We start from the raw sequence: 16,627 nt of genomic DNA on the forward strand, positions 1-16,627 counted from the left end.
CGAGCCGTGACCGAATGAGTGGCGTCAACCAGATCAGAACCGCCTTCCTCGATTTTTTCGCCCACAATGGGCACGAGAAAGTCGCGTCATCCTCGCTCGTGCCGCACAATGATCCGACGTTGATGTTCACCAACGCCGGCATGGTGCAATTCAAGAATGTCTTCACCGGCGTCGAGAAGCGCGCCTATGCGCGCGCCGCCTCCGCCCAAAAATGCATGCGCGCCGGCGGCAAGCACAACGACCTCGACAATGTCGGCTACACCGCCCGACATCTCACCTTTTTCGAGATGCTCGGCAATTTCTCCTTCGGCGATTACTTCAAGGAAGGCGCGATCGAACTCGCCTGGACTCTGGTCACGCGCGAATTGGGCCTGCCGCGCGACCGCCTGCTCGTCACCGTCTATCATGACGACGACGAGGCTTACGATCTGTGGAAGAAGATCGCGGGCTTTTCGGACGATCGCATCATCCGCATCGCCAGCGCCGACAATTTCTGGAGCATGGGCGACGTCGGCCCGTGCGGACCGTGCTCGGAAATCTTCTATGACCAGGGCGAGAGCGTCGCGGGCGGGCCCCCGGGCAGTCCGGACGAGGACGGCGACCGTTTCCTGGAATTCTGGAACCTCGTCTTCATGCAATATGAGCAGGTGGCGCCTGGCGAACGCGCGCCGCTGCCGCGCCCCTCGATTGACACCGGCATGGGGTTGGAGCGCATCGCCGCTCTGCAACAAGGCGTCCATTCGGTTTTCGATATTGATCTCTTCCGCGGGCTGACCAGCGCGGTCGCCGATTTCACCGGCGCGCCGGTTGACGGCCCGCAAGGCGCGAGCCATCGCGTGATCGCCGATCATCTGCGCGCCTCCGCCTTCCTCGTCGCCGACGGCGTGACGCCGTCGAACGAGGGCCGCGGCTATGTGCTGCGCCGGATCATGCGCCGCGCCATGCGCCACGCGCAGCTTCTCGGCGCTAAAGAGCCGCTGATGTGGAAGCTCTCGCCGACGCTCGTCGCCGAGATGGGCCAGGCCTATCCGGAACTCGTGCGCGCGCAGGCGCTCATCGCCGATACGCTGCTTTCCGAAGAGACGCGCTTTCGCGCGACGCTCGCGCGCGGCCTCGCGATCCTCGACGAGGAGACGGCCGAGCTCGGCCAAGGCGCGAAGCTTTCCGGCGAAACGGCGTTCAAGCTCTACGACACTTACGGCTTTCCATTCGACCTCACAGAAGACGCGCTGCGTCCGCGCGGCATCGGCGTCGACAAGGACGGCTTCAACGCCGCGATGGAGCGTCAACGCGCCGAGGCGCGCAAGGCCTGGGCCGGCTCAGGCGAGACCGCGACCGAGGCGCTATGGTTTGCGCTGAAGGAACGTCTCGGCGCGACGGAATTTCTTGGCTACGAGACTGAAAGAAGCGAGGGCGTCGTCACCGCCATCCTTCATGACGGCGCCGAGGCCTTCTCGCTCAAGAAGGGCGCGCACGGCGCGCTCATCCTCAATCAAACGCCATTCTACGGCGAGTCGGGCGGTCAGGTTGGCGACGTCGGCGAGATGCGCGGACGCGGCGTGCGGTTCCGCGTCGAGAATACAATCAAAAAGCTTGGCGACCTCATCGTTCACGAGGGAGTCGTCGAAGAAGGCGAGATCACGCCAGGCGTCGCGCTTGAACTCGATGTCGATCACGAGCGACGCAGACAGGCGCGGGCCAATCATTCGGCGACGCATATCCTGCATGAGGCGCTGCGCCAGGTGCTCGGCGACCATGTTGCGCAGAAGGGGTCGCTCGTCGCGCCAGATCGCCTACGCTTCGACTTCACCCATCCGAAGCCGCTGACCGACGAGGAGCTGGCGCGCGTCGAGACGCTCGCCAATGAGATCGTTCAGGACAATGCGCCGGTCGAAACGCGCGTAATGGCCCAGGACGACGCTATTCACTCAGGCGCGCGCGCGCTCTTTGGCGAGAAATACGGCGACGAAGTGCGCGTCGTTTCGATGGGTCCGCTGAGCCCCGGCGCCGCGCATCCCTTCTCCGTCGAACTTTGCGGCGGCACCCATGTCGCCCGCACCGGCGACATCGGTCTCATCGCCATTGTCGGCGAAGGCGCGGTCGCGTCCGGCGTGCGCCGCATCGAGGCGCGCACCGCCGAAGGCGCCCGCAGCCAGCTTGTCTCGCAGTCGCGCGCGTTGCGCGACATGGCGGCGCTGATGCGCACGCCTGTCGAAGATGCGCCGGCGCGGCTGGCGACTCTCCTTGACGAACGCAAGCGGCTCGAACGCGAACTCGCCGAAGCCAAGCGGAAACTCGCGATGGGCGGCGGCGCTGTCGATGGCGCCGCGGAGAAGCCGCGCGACATTGGCGGCGTCAAACTTCTCGCGCGCGCCGTCGAAGGCATAGAGGCGAAAGATTTGAAGTCCATGGTCGACGACGCGAAAAAGGCGATCGGCTCGGGCGTCGTCGCCATCGCCAGCGCCTCGCCCGACGGCAAGGCTGGCATCGTCGTCGGCGTCACCGACGATCTCACCGAAAAATATAGCGCCGTGGATTTCGTCCGCGTCGCCAGCGTCAAGCTCGGCGGCAAGGGCGGCGGCGGCCGGCCCGACCTCGCGCAGGCTGGCGGCCCTAACGCCGCCGCCATTGACCAGGCGCTCGCCTCGGTCGAGGACGCGCTGCGCGGCAAAGCGGCCGCGTCATGAGCGAGCCGGACCGGCGGCGCGGTCTGGCTTTGTTGCGGCGGCGCGTCCACGTCATTCTGGACGGCGGCAGCCATGACCACGTCGCGCGCATCGTTCATCGCGCGCTGATCTCGCTTGTGCTGCTGTCGGTCGTTTCAGTGATTTTTGAATCCGTGCCCGAATATGGCGACCGTTATGCGGTTGTTTTCGACGGCATCGAATATGTCGCGGTCGCCGCCTTTACGCTCGAATATATATTGCGCGTCTGGTGCGCGCCCGAACTCGCATTTTACGCCCATCGCACGCCAACGGCCGCCCGCATCGCCTTCATCCGGTCGGGCTGGGCGCTGATCGATCTGGCCGCCTTCCTGCCTTTCTATCTCTCCTTCTACTTTTCATCTGATCTGCGCGTCTTCTTGATGCTGCGCCTCCTGCGGTTTTTCAAATTCGCACGCTACTCTCCAGGCATCCGCACCTTGCTTGCGGTGATCGAGGCGGAGCGCAAGGCGCTGCTGGCCTGGCTCATCCTTCTCTTTGGCGCAGTGCTTTTTTATTCGACGGCGATGCATGTCGCCGAACATGAGGCGCAGCCCGAAAAATTCGGCACAATTCCCGATGCGATGTGGTGGGCGATCGAAACCGTGACGACGGTCGGCTATGGCGAAGTGATTCCGCTGACGCTCGCGGGCAAGCTCATCGCCTCCTTCGCCATGGTCACGGGCTTCATGCTGCTGGGCCTTCCGGTCGGCATTCTCGCCACCGCCTTCGCCGAAGAAATCCATCGTCGCGAATTCGTCGTCACCTGGACGATGGTCGCGAGCGTGCCGCTGTTTCGCGGTCTCGACGCTTCGGGAATCGCCGAAATCATGCGCTATCTTCGTGCGCAGTCCATTCCGCGGGGCGCATTGATCGTGCGTAAGGGCGATCCCGCCCATTCAATGTATTTCATCGCCGAGGGCGAGGTCGAAGTCGAACTGGCGCATCAGAACGTCCGGCTTGGCGAAGGCCAGTTCTTCGGCGAAATGGCCGTGCTGCAAAAGACGTTGCGTAGCGCCGACGTTCACGCGACGGCGGCGACGAAGCTCCTCGTCCTCGACGCCTATGATCTGCAGACGCTGACCAAGCGCAATCCGGAAATTGGCGACGCCATCCGCGAAGTCATGCGATCGCGATCGGAACTCGCGCCCGCCGAGCGGCACGGCGACATGATCGAAGCTGAACTCGAGGAATCGTCGGCGCCTGAAGGCGTAAACGAGGTCTGATCAGCCGACGATCGCCGCGCGCAGCTCCTGAAGCTGCGCGAGCTTGTCGGACGCCGCGAGGCGCGCGTCATCTGACTTGGCGTCGGCGATGTCTTCGCGCGCGTTCTGGATGTCAGCGTCGACCTTCGCGAGATCGATCTCGGCAAGCGGAATCGCCTGTTCGGCGAGAATGGTGAAGCCGGACGCGTTCACGTCAGCGAAGCCGCCGCGTACAAAGAGCTTTTCAACCTTGCCGTCGCCAGAGACCGTCACCACGCCGGCCTTTAAGGTCGTCATCACCGGCGCATGGTCCTTGAGCACAGTGAACTGGCCGTCGGCGCCGGGCGCAACGACAGATTCAACTTCGCCGGAGAAGAGATGCTTCTCGGGAGAAACGAGTTCGAAGTGGAATGCGGCCATGTCCGGCTCCCGCGAAGTCTTTATTCAATTGCGCCGTCTCCCGGCGCGTCATGGCCGGGCTTGACCCGGCCATCCATGCGAACTTTCAACCGATGGCCGGCACACGTCCGGCCATGACGCATAGGCGGCCGCTTACGCCGCTTCCTTGGCGAGCTTCGCGGCTTTTTCGACCGCCTCTTCTATCGAACCAACCATATAGAAGGCGGCCTCGGGCAAATGGTCGTATTCGCCTTCGACGAGGCCCTTGAAGCCCTTGATCGTGTCGGCGAGCGCGACGAGCTTGCCGGGCGAACCCGTAAACACTTCGGCGACATGGAAGGGCTGCGAGAGGAAGCGCTCGATCTTGCGGGCGCGCGCGACGACGAGCTTGTCCTCTTCCGAGAGCTCGTCCATGCCGAGAATGGCGATGATGTCCTGCAACGACTTATAGCGCTGCAGCGTTGACTGCACCTTACGCGCGACGTCGTAATGCTCCTCGCCGACGATCGCCGGCGACAGCATGCGCGAGGTCGAGTCGAGCGGATCGACCGCCGGATAAATGCCCTTCTCGGCGATCGAGCGCGACAGCACGGTCGTCGCGTCGAGATGCGCGAAGGAGGTTGCCGGCGCCGGGTCAGTCAAGTCGTCGGCCGGCACGTAAATCGCCTGCACCGAAGTGATCGAACCCTTGGTCGTCGTGGTGATGCGCTCCTGCAGCGCGCCCATGTCGGTCGCGAGCGTCGGCTGATAGCCGACCGCCGACGGGATGCGCCCGAGAAGCGCCGACACTTCCGAACCCGCCTGGGTGAAGCGGAAGATGTTGTCGACGAAGAACAGAACGTCCATGCCGCGGTCGCGGAAATCTTCGGCGACCGTGAGGCCAGACAGCGCGACGCGCATGCGCGCGCCCGGCGGCTCGTTCATCTGGCCGTAGACCAGCGCGCATTTCGAGCCTTCGCCGCCGCCCTTCTTGTTGACGCCGCCCTCGATCATCTCGTGATAGAGGTCGTTGCCCTCGCGGGTGCGCTCGCCGACGCCGGCGAAGACGGAGTAACCGCCATGCGCCTTGGCGATGTTGTTGATGAGCTCCATAATCAGCACGGTCTTGCCGACGCCCGCGCCGCCGAAGAGGCCGATCTTGCCGCCCTTGGCGTAAGGCGCCAGCAGATCGACGACCTTGATGCCGGTTTCGAGAATTTGCGCTTCGGTCGCCTGTTCGGAATAGGAAGGCGCCGGCTGATGGATGGCGCGGGTCTTGCCCGTGTTGAGCGGGCCGGCCTCGTCGACCGGCTCGCCGATGACGTTGATGATGCGGCCAAGCGTTTCGTCGCCGACAGGAACCGAAATCGGCGCGCCGGTGTCGGTGACTTCCTGCCCGCGAACCAAGCCTTCGGACGAGTCCATGGCGATGGTGCGCACGGAGTTTTCGCCAAGATGCTGCGCGACTTCGAGAACGAGGCGATTGCCTTGATTTGTCGTCTCGAGCGCGTTCAAAATCTGAGGCAAATGCCCTTCGAACTGCACGTCGACGACGGCGCCGATGACTTGGGTGATGCGCCCCGTGGGCTTATTGGCGGCCATGTTTCGTCCTCGTCCTAAATGCGTCAGAGCGCCTCGGCGCCCGAGATGATTTCGATGAGTTCTTTGGTGATCATCGCTTGCCGCGACCTGTTGTAGAGGGTCGTCTGCTTGCGGATCATTTCGCCGGCGTTGCGCGTGGCGTTGTCCATCGCGCTCATGCGCGCGCCCTGTTCGGAGGCGGCGTTCTCCAGCAGCGCGCGAAACACCTGCACCGAAATGTTGCGCGGCAGCAGCGTCGAGAGGATTTCGTCCTGTCCCGGCTCATATTCGTAAGACGCCTGCGGACCTTCGACGGCCGGCGCGTTTTCGTTCGATGGAATTTGCGCCGGGATGATCTGCTGCGCGGTGGGTATCTGCGCGATCACCGATCTGAAGCGCGAGAAGAACAGCGTCGCGACATCGAAACCGCCCTCTTCGAACATACGGATGATCTTCTTGCCGATCTCATCCGCGTTGTCGAAGCCGATCTGCTTGACGCCGCGCAGCTCAATGAGCTCGATGATGTTGCGCTCGTACTGCCGGCGGAGCTGCTCATAGCCTTTCTTGCCGACGCAGAGGATCTTGACGGTCTTGCCCTGATCCTGAAGCCGCGTGATATGCTCGCGGGCGAGACGCACGATCGAGGAGTTGAACGCGCCGCAAAGGCCGCGTTCAGCGGTGGCGACAATCAGAAGATGCGTGTCGTCGTTGCCGTTGCCGGCGAGCAACGGCGGCCCGCCCGCCGTCACGCCGGAGGCAAGATTGGCGAGCACCGACTCCATGCGCTCGGCATAGGGGCGCGCCGCTTCCGCCGCCGACTGCGCGCGTCGCAACTTGGCGGCGGCGACCATCTGCATGGCCTTGGTGATCTTCTGCGTCGCCTTGACGGAGGAGATGCGGTTTCTGAGATCCTTCAGCGAGGGCATGGACTTGCTTCTGGCCTAGAGGGCTTCCTCTCCCGGCAGCGGGAGAGGAAGAAATTTAAGCGAAGGACTTAGCGAAGGTCTCGACGACGTTCTTGAGTTTCGCCGCCGTCTCGTCGGTCAGATCCTTCGTCGTGCGGATGCTCTCCAGAATGTCGCTGTGCTGCGACCGCAGCACGGCAAGCAAGCCGTCTTCGAAAGCGCGCACGCGATTGACCGGCAGCGGATCGAGATAGCCATTGACGCCGGCGTAGATCACGCAGGTCTGCTCTTCCATCTTCAGCGGCGAGAACTGGGGCTGCTTCAAGAGTTCGGTCAGCCGCGCGCCGCGATTGAGAAGTCGCTGCGTCACTGCGTCGAGGTCCGAGCCGAACTGGGCGAAGGCCGCCATTTCGCGGTACTGGGCGAGTTCGCCCTTGATCTTGCCGGCGACCTTCTTCGTCGCCTTGGTCTGCGCCGACGAGCCGACGCGCGAGACCGACAGACCGACGTTCACCGCAGGACGGATGCCCTGATAGAAGAGATCGGTCTCAAGGAAGATCTGGCCGTCGGTGATCGAAATGACGTTCGTCGGAATATAGGCCGACACGTCGTTCGCCTGCGTCTCGATGACGGGCAGCGCGGTCAGCGACCCGGCGCCGCGATCGTCGGAGAGCTTCGCGGCGCGCTCGAGCAGGCGCGAATGCAGGTAGAAGACGTCGCCCGGATAGGCTTCGCGGCCCGGCGGGCGGCGCAGCAGCAGCGACATCTGGCGGTAGGCGACGGCCTGCTTCGACAGATCGTCGTAGATGATGACGGCGTGCATGCCGTTGTCGCGGAAATATTCGCCCATCGCGCAGCCCGAGAAGGGCGCGAGGAACTGCATCGGCGCCGGATCGGAGGCGGTAGCGGCGACGACGATCGAATAGTCGAGCGCGCCGCGCTCTTCGAGCACCTTGACGAATTGCGCGACCGTCGAGCGCTTCTGGCCGATGGCGACATAGACGCAGTAGAGCTTCGCCTTCTCGTCGTCGCCGTCGTTCAAGGACTTCTGGTTAAGGATTGTGTCGAGCGCGATGGCGGTCTTGCCGGTCTGACGGTCGCCGATGATGAGTTCGCGCTGGCCGCGGCCGATCGGGATCAGCGCGTCAACGGCTTTCAGTCCCGTCGCCATCGGCTCATGCACCGATTTGCGCGGAATGATGCCCGGCGCCTTGACGTCGACGCGCGCGCGGGTCGCGGTCTTGATCGGCCCCTTGCCGTCGATCGGATTGCCGAGCGCGTCGACGACGCGGCCGAGAAGCTCCTTGCCGACCGGCACGTCGACGATCGCGCCGGTGCGCTTGACCGTCTGGCCTTCCTTAATGTCGCGGTCGGAGCCGAAAATAACGATGCCGACGTTGTCGGTTTCGAGATTGAGCGCCATGCCGCGCACGCCATTCTCGAATTCGACGGTCTCGCCGGCCTGCACATTGTCGAGGCCATAGACGCGCGCGATGCCGTCGCCGACGGAGAGAACCTGGCCGACCTCGGTGACCTCGGCCTCGGCGCCAAAGTTGGCGATCTCATTCTTGAGGATCGCGGAAATTTCTGCGGCGCGGATATCCATCAGCCGACCTCTTTCATGCGTGTGCGGATTGAGTTGAGCTTGGTGCGAACGGAAGCGTCGACCATGCGTGAACCGAGTTTGACGATTAAGCCGCCAATGATCGACGGATCTGTCTTGACGTTGAGATCGACGGTCTTGCCGCCGGTGACGCCAGCAAGCGCCTCGCGCAGCGCCGTCTCATGATCGGGCTTCAGCGGGCCCGCGACCGTGATGTCGGCGCGTACCCGCCCCTTCGCCTTATCGTTGAGACTGCGATAGGCGGCGATCATGTTCGAGATGACGAAGAGACGCCGCTTCGAGGCGACGAGCCGAATGAAATTCGCGGCGATGCCGGAGATCTGCGCCTTGTCGAGAACGGCGTCGAGCGCCTTGATCTGCTCCTGCGCGGAGAACACCGGGCTTCTCACCAAGCGCTTCAGATCGTCGCTGCCGTCGATGAGAGCCTGGAATTTGTCGAGAGCGGCGGCGACGTCATCGGCGGCGCGCTTCTCAGTCGCCAAATCATAAAGGGCGGAGGCGTAGCGACCTGCAACGCCCGATACGGAATCTTCGGCTTGAGCCACCTGGTTCGCTCGTAATCTACGTCGTTGACGTCGTCAGCAGTGCAAAATCGCACGGTCGCGACGATTAAGCGGTTAGCCTCAAACGACGGATGCTGTAGGAAAAGGAACGAGGGCGGCTGCGCCCCAGTTCCAAGGCGAGCGTCCCCTAACACAGGCGTTTTGGGGGCGCAACCCTGTCACATTGCCGCGATTTTCGGCGCCGGCGCTCGCCGGCTAAGCAACAGCCGAGTAACCAGCCAAGCAGGGAGACTTCATTCATGACCAAAGCGGTTGTCGGAATAATCGGCGGCTCAGGCGTTTATCATCTACCCGGCCTGACCAACATTCGCCACGAGCGCGTTGCGACGCCCTGGGGCGAGCCTTCCGACGAACTTTGCTTCGGCGAGCTTGGCGGCACGAAAGCGGTCTTTTTGCCGCGGCACGGGCGCGGGCATCGCATCTCGCCCTCGACGATCAACTACCGCGCCAATATCGACGCGATGAAACGCGCGGGAGTCACCGATCTGATTTCGGTCTCCGCCTGCGGCTCGTTCAAATCGGAGCTTTTTCCCGGCCTCTTCGTGCTCGTCGATCAATTCGTTGATCGCACCTTCGCAAGGCAATCCTCCTTCTTCGGCGACGGCTGCGTCGCCCATGTGTCGATGGCGCATCCGATCGCGCCATTGCTTTCCGCGCGCATCGGCGCCGCCGCGAAAGCCGAGAACATCGGTCACGTCGCCAACGGAACTTATGTCTGCATGGAAGGCCCGCAATTTTCGTCCTACGCCGAATCGCTCACCTATAAGGGCGCCGGCTATGACGTGATCGGCATGACGGCGATGCCGGAGGCGAAGCTCGCGCGCGAAGCCGAAATCTCCTACGCGACCGTCGCGATGGTGACGGATTTCGATTGCTGGCATCCAGAGCACGACAATGTCGACGTCGCCGCGGTGATCGCAATCGTTCAGAAAAACTCGGCGACTGTCGCGCGGCTGCTCGCGCGCGTGTTGGCTGACTTTCCGCGCGAACATGAGCCCTGCCCGATCGGCTCCGACCGCGCGCTCGACAACGCCATTCTCACCGCGCCCGACGCGCGCGATCCGGAACTGTTGAAGAAACTTGATGCGGTGATGAAAAGGGCAAAGCCCGCCTAGGAGGCGGAAGCGCCGCGCTGTGCTGCGTGGATTCGTGACGCCTGCGTCACGACTGCTTCCCAGGATTCGCCAACAAGCTGGTCAGGGCGTTCAAATCAATCGGCTTGACCAAAAAGCCGTCAAAGCCTGCCTTAAGCGCGCGTTCTCGAACATTTTCCTGACCCCATCCGCTATGTGCGACGAGGAGGATGTTTTGCCCCTGTGGCGTCTTTCTAATTTCGTGCGCCAACTCATGCCCATCCATGCCCGGCAAACCGATGTCCGCGATCACAAGCTCCGGATTGAATTCCGGGATCATGGCAAGCGCGGATGAAGCATTAGAGGCGATTTGAGTTTCTACGCCGAATGACCGGACAAGAAGCGCCAGGCTCTCAGCCACGTCGGGTTGGTCGTCGACGATCAATGCGCGGTGAATCGCAATTGCCGGGCTCGCCTTGGCGTGATCCCGATCTTCATCGACTGGCTCAACTTCAGCAATACGGAGCCGAACGCGGAAGTCGCTGCCTTTGCCCGGACCTGGGCTATACGCCTCTATTTGACCTCCGTGCAGTTCGACGATGCCTCGGGCGAGCGTCAGTCCGACGCCAATTCCGCCCTGTTCCCTCCCAAGCTCCTTGTCTCCCTGATTGAAGAGGTCGAACGCATGGGCCAAACCTTCGGAAGAAAAGCCAGCGCCATTGTCGCGGACGCATACAACGGCGCTGTCGCCTTCACGCTCGGCGTAAAGCTCGATGCGTCCGTCCTGTTGCGTGAATTTCGAGGCGTTATTGAGCAGATTGGAAAACACTTGCGAAAGGCGAACAAGGTCCCCTTCCACGGGCAGCGCCTCATCGGGTAATGAAACCTCCAATTTCTGCTGCTTGACCTCGATCAACGGCGCCGCCGTCTCGACCGCCTGACGAATGGCGTCCTTCAACTCCATCGTCTTCACCCGCAACTCTATTTTGCCGCGGGTGATGCGCGCGACGTCAAGCAGATCGTTGACGAGCCGAAGAAGATGGATTTCCTGCCTTTCGATGAGATCGTGCAGTCGCTCAACTTGGGCCGCGTCCGGATTCCCGCGCTTCAAAATTTGCAAGGCGTTATGAATTGGCGTCAGGGGATTTCGTAGCTCATGCGCGAGCATGGCCAGGAATTCATCTTTGCGACGGTCCGCATCTCTCAACTGCTGTTGTAGTGTGTAAACGCTGACGGCGTCCGCCGCCTGCCGCGCCCAAATATCGACGAGCCGCAGCTCATACGCCGAGAACTGATGCGGCTCACGGAAGTGCACCGAGAGCATCCCGACCAGCTTTCCGGATGTCGCACAAAGCGGCGCGGATATCGTTGCCCGATAACCAGCGGCGCGCGCCTCTTCCAGGCTCGCTGAGCCAGACTCCCTTTCGATGCCTCCACAACGACCCGTTGGCATTTGGCGAAGGCGTCGCGGGACGATACGTCGACTTTCGCAAAATGATCGATGAACCGCTGTTCGAAGCCCCGATGAACGACGAGCCGCAGTAAATGATCTGCTTCTTCATAGAGATGTATGCAGCCGAATTGAGCGCCCGTTAATTCGATAATCGCATCGAGAATAGCTTCGAGCGGCCGCTCGAGCTGGTTGGCCTCCATTACCTTGGTGCTGAGCTCCTGAAGCCGCGCCATGGCGCGCAGCTCCATAGCGAGCTCCTGTTCTGTGTTCTTCAGCTTGGTGACGTCGGTAAATGTAACGACGACGCCGTCGATTTGTTCTTCCTGCGTGCGATAGGGTCGTACTTGCATCTGTACCCAGCGCTCGTCGGTCGTTTGCAGGTTTTTGTCGACAGGAACGAGGCTCTTGAGGACATTGGCGACATCCTGCTCAAGGCCTTCGTAAACGAGCCGATGTCGAAAATCAGAAATTCGCCGACCAATGTCGGCGGCGCTGATGTTGAAATAGTCGTTCACGCGCGGCGTGAGAAACCGGATTCTCAGATTGGGGTCGAGGAACAGAGTGCCGGCCTCGGTCGCGGCGACCAAATTCTCAAGATTGTTATGCGCTGTCGAGACTGCTTCTAGCTTGTTTTTTAGTTCACTATTGACCGTCTGTAGCTCTTCGTTGATCGACTGCAATTCCTCCTTGCTGGTTTCCAGCTCTTCAGCCGTCGAACGATATTTTTCATTGATGGATTGGAGCTCCTCATTGGCGGCCCGCAGGTCCTGGGTCGCTTGCTCATATTCTCGTCGACCCGCGCCGAGCCGGTCTTGCGCCGCGGCAAGCTCCTGACGCAGCCGCTTGATTTCGCCGCGACTGACCTCCTCGGTCTCTGGCGCGCTCTCCATCGCCGGAGCCTTGCCGAGGTCCATGAAAAGGACGATGGCCTGCTGCGCCACCGATTGGCCGTCTGGCGTAAAGGGCGCCACATGCAGCGCCACGAGATGAGATTCGCCGTTGAAAGCAATTGGGATCGGCACGCTGAGCGAGCATTCGCCCTTTTCCACCGCCCGCTGCAACGCGAGCTTCAAATCAACGCGAAGTTCGGGACGCACTTGCGCGGCCAAATCGGCGCTAAAAGGTCCCTCCAAAGGCCTGAAGAAACGTCCGGCGTTCGGCGACAAATGAAGAATCTTAAAAGAACCGTCGACCAAGACGCTCGGCGGCGCGCTTCGCTCGAGGGCTGACGCATGTGTTTGGCCGACGCCGATAGACGGCTCGAAGGCTACAGCCTGCAAAGGCCGATGCTCAAATGACCGGAAGTCGGACGTCAACTGCGGAAGGGGCGGCGTGACTTTTTCAGATTGGCCGACAGAAACATAGATGCGCGCGTCACGATCCACCGGCGAGAAGAAGGAATGAGTCGCGTCGATGCTCTCCGCCGAGCCCAGAAAAACATATCCGTTAGGCTTCAACGCATAGTGGAAAAGACCGCACAGCTGCCGTTGAAGTTCGCGCTGCATATAGATGAGCAGATTGCGGCAAGAAATCAGATCTATCTTGATGAAGGGGGGATCCTTGAGCGCGCTATGCGCGGCGAACAGGATGAGTTCCCGCAGTTCTTTTTTTACCCGGTAGTGACCGTTGTCTTGAATAAAGAAGCGCCGCAGACGCTCTTCCGAAACATCGGCTTCTATCGACTTGAGGTATCGTCCTTCTCGCGCCGTAGCGAGAGCGACGTCGTCAATGTCGCTGGCGAAAATCTGCATGCTGGGATGGACGCCGCGCCGCGCGGCCTCTTCGAGCAGTAAAATGCCAACGCTGTATGCTTCCTCTCCCGTTGCGCAACCGATGACCCAGACCCGAATCGGCGCATCATCCTCGAGCTTGTCGAACAAAGGCTTGATCACCTTCTCGGACAGAGCCGCGAAGGCTTCGGGATCGCGGAAGAATGCGGTGACGGAAATCAACAGGTCCGAGAAAAGGTCGTTGATCTCATTCTTATTGTTTTGAAGATATTGATAGTAGCTGGAAAAACTTTCCTGCCGGACGACCTGCATGCGTCGTGAAAGGCGACGCATGACCGTTGGCCGCTTGTAGTTGGAAAAGTCGTGCCCAGTGCGCCGCCGCAGGAAAGCGATGATTTGCATCACGCTTTGTTCTTTATCTTCAGGGTTCTCCTTGCGAATGGCCCGCTTGCTTCTCATGACTTCGCTAAGGCGTTCCGTAAGCGTCGCGAGGGGGCAGACGAAATCGACCACGCCGGTGGCGATCGCGCTTTCAGCCATCATCGGGTATTCGGCTTCCGATGGATCCTGCGCGAAAATGACGCCGCCCGCCTCTTTGACTGCGCGAACGCCGACCGTGCCGTCGGAACCCGAACCGCTCAATAAAATGGCGATGCCGTCGCCTCTCGCGGCGGCGACGGACTCAAAAAACATATCTATGGGAGAACGCCGCCCCTTCGCTCCAGTGAAGGGGCGCGCGGTTACGTCATCGCCGGCGATCACCAGTTCGCGGTTCGGCGGAATCACATAAACGCAATTGGGTTGAAGCTTTGCCGAATCTTCTACCTGCTGCACCGGCATGCGCGTTTGCGATGCGAGAATTTCACTGAGCGAGCTTGGATGATCTGGAGCAAGATGAACGATGACGACATAGGCTAAGCCCAGATCACTTTTGACATGGCCGAAGAACGACTTCAGCGCAGAGACGCCACCGGCTGACGCGCCGATCGCGCACACAGGGGTGAGCGGCTGCGGATCGTCGAGGCGCGCGCCCATGAGTCTGCTCCAAGAATGAGATATTTATGTCCCGCCTACGCCAAATAAAGGCACCGCCGATTCGGGTCGAGGGGTAACAATCGAGCGAAGCAAGCAGCGAAAGCTTTGGGAGCAAAAAATTTAGCGAGAGATTAGCCGCCTTTCCCTGCATAAGCATCATAAGTATGATATAGTATGATTGCTTTTTGGGAGACCCGCATATGGCGGACATCGAGCGACTGACCATCACCCTGCCGACCGACATGGCGGCGACCATCAAGAGCGCTGTCGAAGGCGGCGACTACGCATCGGCGAGCGAAGTCATTCGCGCCGCCTTGCGCGATTGGAAGCTGAAACGCGCCTTGCAGCTTCAAGAGCTTGAGGCGTTGAAGGCCGACATCGACAAAGGCCTCGCCGACGTCGCCGCCGGCCGCGTGAAGAAGTTTGACGCTGCGAAGATTATCGCCAGGGGGAGGAAGCTATTAGCCGACCGCCCGACCTCCGCCTGACCGATGCGGCGGAAGCCGACCTTGCCGAAATCTGGGCTTATGTCGCCGATGACAGTTCTGAATCGACTGCGACGCGCTTACTCGACAAAATCCACGCAACCTTCTCTCGCTTGCAAGATTTTCCGCTTTCCGGCTCTGAGCGCCATCAACTCGCGCCGGATTTGCGCGTCGCCTTCCACGGCGGCTATGCCGTCTATTATCTTCCCACGGAATCCGAAATCGTGATTGTCCGTGTGCTGCATGGCGCACGAGACGCCGCCGCGATTGCCGATGCAGGCGGCTTTCTCAAATGAATGCTGCGCCCGCGCGCTCGACAACGCCATTCTCACCGCGCCAGGTGCGCGCGCGATGATTGCGCTTTGCTTGGAATATTTGGAGCGAGCGCTTGGTACAGACCTGATCAAACGTGCGGTAAACAAATGGCTTCCTGAGAAGTAAAAAAGCTAGGCGTCGCTGCTAAGTGAGGCGGTAGGGAGGAACCGCATAATCGCTTTGTTGTAATCAAAATCACACGTTTGATAACTTCGAGAACTTCGAATTTGTTGCCACATCAACGCACTTTTGCATGGTTGCCTTGTCGTTCTCTAAAATTTGATAAAACTTGCTCTCCCTAAGCGCATCGATCAATGCTTCGGCGTCGGACAGGCCTATCACTCCGTTCAGATAGAAAACGCTATTTGGATCCACGTAACGCTTGTGCATCATGTGCAGGAAGTCTTGCAAATCGAGCCAAAATTGATTCCATTCTGCAGGGCTTGCTTGGCCGAGCGGCTTTCCTTCCAAGACGGAAGCGCGGTCTAAATGCCCGATATATTTATTGCGTGCACGGACGATTTTGACGCGAAAAGCGTGCATACTGGCGCTAAGCGAATTTAGCGTTTTTACTTCCTCCGACGATGCGAAGAGTGTTGTTTTCTCGATCAGGAATTTGACGGTGAGGTTTTCATGTCCGCCAGTCTTTGCTTCGTCGGTGATTTTGCAAATCTGCAAGATCAGATGCTCGATCAGCAGGTGATTAAGATCGCCAAAAAAGTTATGAGCAGTTCTTTGCAGCAGCTCTCGCTCAAGCTCTGTCCCTTCGTATAGAATTTGAAAATGCCGCCAGTGAGCGCGTAACCGTATGCAGAAATTGCACAGCGCTTCTACGTCTGCTCTCAGAAACTGCGTATCGATTGAGTTCATCGCGCTTTCTCCAAGCGAGCCGTCTACGGGGTGATTGCGGTGTGGCCATCTGATTACAGCCCCATCGCCCGCCCCCCCATTTGCCTGCCGCCCCGCCATGCGTGTATCTCTCTCAAGCCATGGCGGTTTCGCCATCACCCTCCACTCGCGGCTCGCCGCTGATCCGAAGGCCCTTTCATGCCTCTCGCCGACGCCATTCGCACCATTCCGGATTATCCCAAGAAGGGAATCCTCTTTCGCGACATCACCACCCTGCTCGGCGACGCCAAGGCGTTCCGCAAGGCGGTCGACGAACTCGTGCAGCCCTGGGCCGGAACGAAAATCGACAAGGTCGCCGGCATGGAGGCGCGCGGCTTCATTCTCGGCGGCGCCGTGGCGCATCAGCTTTCGGCCGGCTTCATCCCGATCCGCAAGAAGGGCAAGCTGCCGCATCGCGTCGTCTCGGTCGCCTATGAGCTCGAATATGGCGTCGACGAAATGGAGATGCATGAAGACGCCGTCAGCGCCGGCGAGCGCGTGATCCTCGTCGACGATCTCATCGCCACCGGCGGAACGGCCGAGGGCGCGGTGAAGCTCTTGCGCCAGGCGGGCGCAGACGTCGTCGCCGCCTGTTTTGTGATCGACCTTCCGGACCTCGCCGGCGTGAAGCGGCTCGAGGCGCTCGGCGTGCCGGTGCGCACGCTTGTCGCCTTCGAAGGCCACTAATCC

General features: G+C 60.8%; 13 protein-coding genes and 1 pseudogene. 6 read left to right on the forward strand and 8 right to left on the reverse strand.

Annotation, left to right across the window (positions count from 1 at the left end):
- The first annotated feature begins 14 nt into the window (after nt 1-14).
- Together alaS and FEV16_RS06200 are read left to right on the forward strand one after the other, a co-directional pair.
- Nucleotides 15-2,687 carry an alanine--tRNA ligase gene (alaS, locus tag FEV16_RS06195; protein WP_138166766.1) on the forward strand — a complete coding sequence of 891 codons (2,673 nt, stop codon included), beginning with the start codon at nt 15-17 and terminating at the stop codon, nt 2,685-2,687.
- Nucleotides 2,684-3,928: a cyclic nucleotide-gated ion channel gene (locus tag FEV16_RS06200; protein ID WP_138166767.1), complete on the forward strand. Its 1,245-nt coding sequence runs from the start codon at nt 2,684-2,686 to the stop codon at nt 3,926-3,928. Before alaS ends, FEV16_RS06200 begins: the two co-directional genes overlap by 4 nt.
- Here the strand turns inward: FEV16_RS06200 and FEV16_RS06205 are convergent, their stop codons facing one another.
- The 5 genes from FEV16_RS06205 to FEV16_RS06225 all read right to left on the reverse strand — a co-directional run bounded on the left by FEV16_RS06205 (nt 3,929) and on the right by FEV16_RS06225 (nt 8,940).
- A complete protein-coding gene (locus FEV16_RS06205) occupies nt 3,929-4,327 on the reverse strand; it encodes a F0F1 ATP synthase subunit epsilon (RefSeq protein ID WP_138166768.1) in 399 nt (132 codons plus the stop codon).
- A 132-nt stretch (nt 4,328-4,459) separates the two neighbouring features.
- Nucleotides 4,460-5,887, reverse strand: coding sequence for a F0F1 ATP synthase subunit beta (gene atpD / locus FEV16_RS06210; RefSeq protein WP_138166769.1), 1,428 nt, complete (start codon nt 5,885-5,887; stop codon nt 4,460-4,462).
- Nucleotides 5,888-5,910: 23 nt separating this feature from the next.
- Complete coding sequence (locus tag FEV16_RS06215) at nt 5,911-6,792, reverse strand: F0F1 ATP synthase subunit gamma (protein WP_138166770.1); 882 nt, start codon at nt 6,790-6,792, stop codon at nt 5,911-5,913.
- Between the two features lie 55 nt (nt 6,793-6,847).
- Nucleotides 6,848-8,377, reverse strand: coding sequence for a F0F1 ATP synthase subunit alpha (gene atpA, locus FEV16_RS06220; RefSeq protein WP_138166771.1), 1,530 nt, complete (start codon nt 8,375-8,377; stop codon nt 6,848-6,850).
- A complete protein-coding gene (locus FEV16_RS06225) occupies nt 8,377-8,940 on the reverse strand; it encodes a F0F1 ATP synthase subunit delta (RefSeq protein WP_138166772.1) in 564 nt (187 codons plus the stop codon). The genes atpA and FEV16_RS06225 overlap by 1 nt, the downstream gene beginning before the upstream one ends.
- Before the next feature lie 257 nt (nt 8,941-9,197).
- Between FEV16_RS06225 and FEV16_RS06230 the strand changes: the two genes are divergently transcribed.
- Nucleotides 9,198-10,073, forward strand: coding sequence for an S-methyl-5'-thioadenosine phosphorylase (locus FEV16_RS06230; RefSeq protein ID WP_138166773.1), 876 nt, complete (start codon nt 9,198-9,200; stop codon nt 10,071-10,073).
- A gap of 46 nt (nt 10,074-10,119) precedes the next feature.
- Here the strand turns inward: FEV16_RS06230 and FEV16_RS06235 are convergent, their stop codons facing one another.
- Nucleotides 10,120-11,484, reverse strand: coding sequence for a response regulator (locus tag FEV16_RS06235; RefSeq protein WP_138166774.1), 1,365 nt, complete (start codon nt 11,482-11,484; stop codon nt 10,120-10,122).
- Nucleotides 11,394-14,249: pseudogene (locus tag FEV16_RS17140) on the reverse strand (chemotaxis protein CheB); the annotation flags it as partial. The pseudogene FEV16_RS17140 and the gene FEV16_RS06235, both read right to left, overlap by 91 nt.
- A gap of 200 nt (nt 14,250-14,449) precedes the next feature.
- Between FEV16_RS17140 and FEV16_RS06245 the strand changes: the two are divergent.
- Both FEV16_RS06245 and FEV16_RS06250 read left to right on the forward strand, forming a co-directional pair.
- Nucleotides 14,450-14,737 (forward strand): type II toxin-antitoxin system ParD family antitoxin, encoded by a 288-nt coding sequence (locus FEV16_RS06245; RefSeq protein ID WP_138166776.1) that lies wholly within the window; start codon nt 14,450-14,452, stop codon nt 14,735-14,737.
- 29 nt (nt 14,738-14,766) lie between these two features.
- On the forward strand, nt 14,767-15,030 hold the full coding sequence (locus FEV16_RS06250; RefSeq protein WP_246657207.1) for a type II toxin-antitoxin system RelE/ParE family toxin: 264 nt from the start codon (nt 14,767-14,769) through the stop codon (nt 15,028-15,030).
- 214 nt (nt 15,031-15,244) lie between these two features.
- Here the strand turns inward: FEV16_RS06250 and FEV16_RS06255 are convergent, their stop codons facing one another.
- Entirely contained in the window at nt 15,245-16,054 is an 810-nt protein-coding gene (locus tag FEV16_RS06255) for a hypothetical protein (protein ID WP_138166778.1), read from the reverse strand.
- 42 nt (nt 16,055-16,096) lie between these two features.
- Between FEV16_RS06255 and FEV16_RS06260 the strand changes: the two genes are divergently transcribed.
- Nucleotides 16,097-16,624: an adenine phosphoribosyltransferase gene (locus tag FEV16_RS06260; RefSeq protein WP_138166779.1), complete on the forward strand. Its 528-nt coding sequence runs from the start codon at nt 16,097-16,099 to the stop codon at nt 16,622-16,624.
- The last annotated feature ends 3 nt before the right edge of the window (nt 16,625-16,627 follow it).

The sequence above is a fragment of the Methylocystis sp. B8 genome, assembly GCF_005771425.1.
Taxonomy (GTDB): Bacteria; Pseudomonadota; Alphaproteobacteria; order Rhizobiales; family Beijerinckiaceae; genus Methylocystis.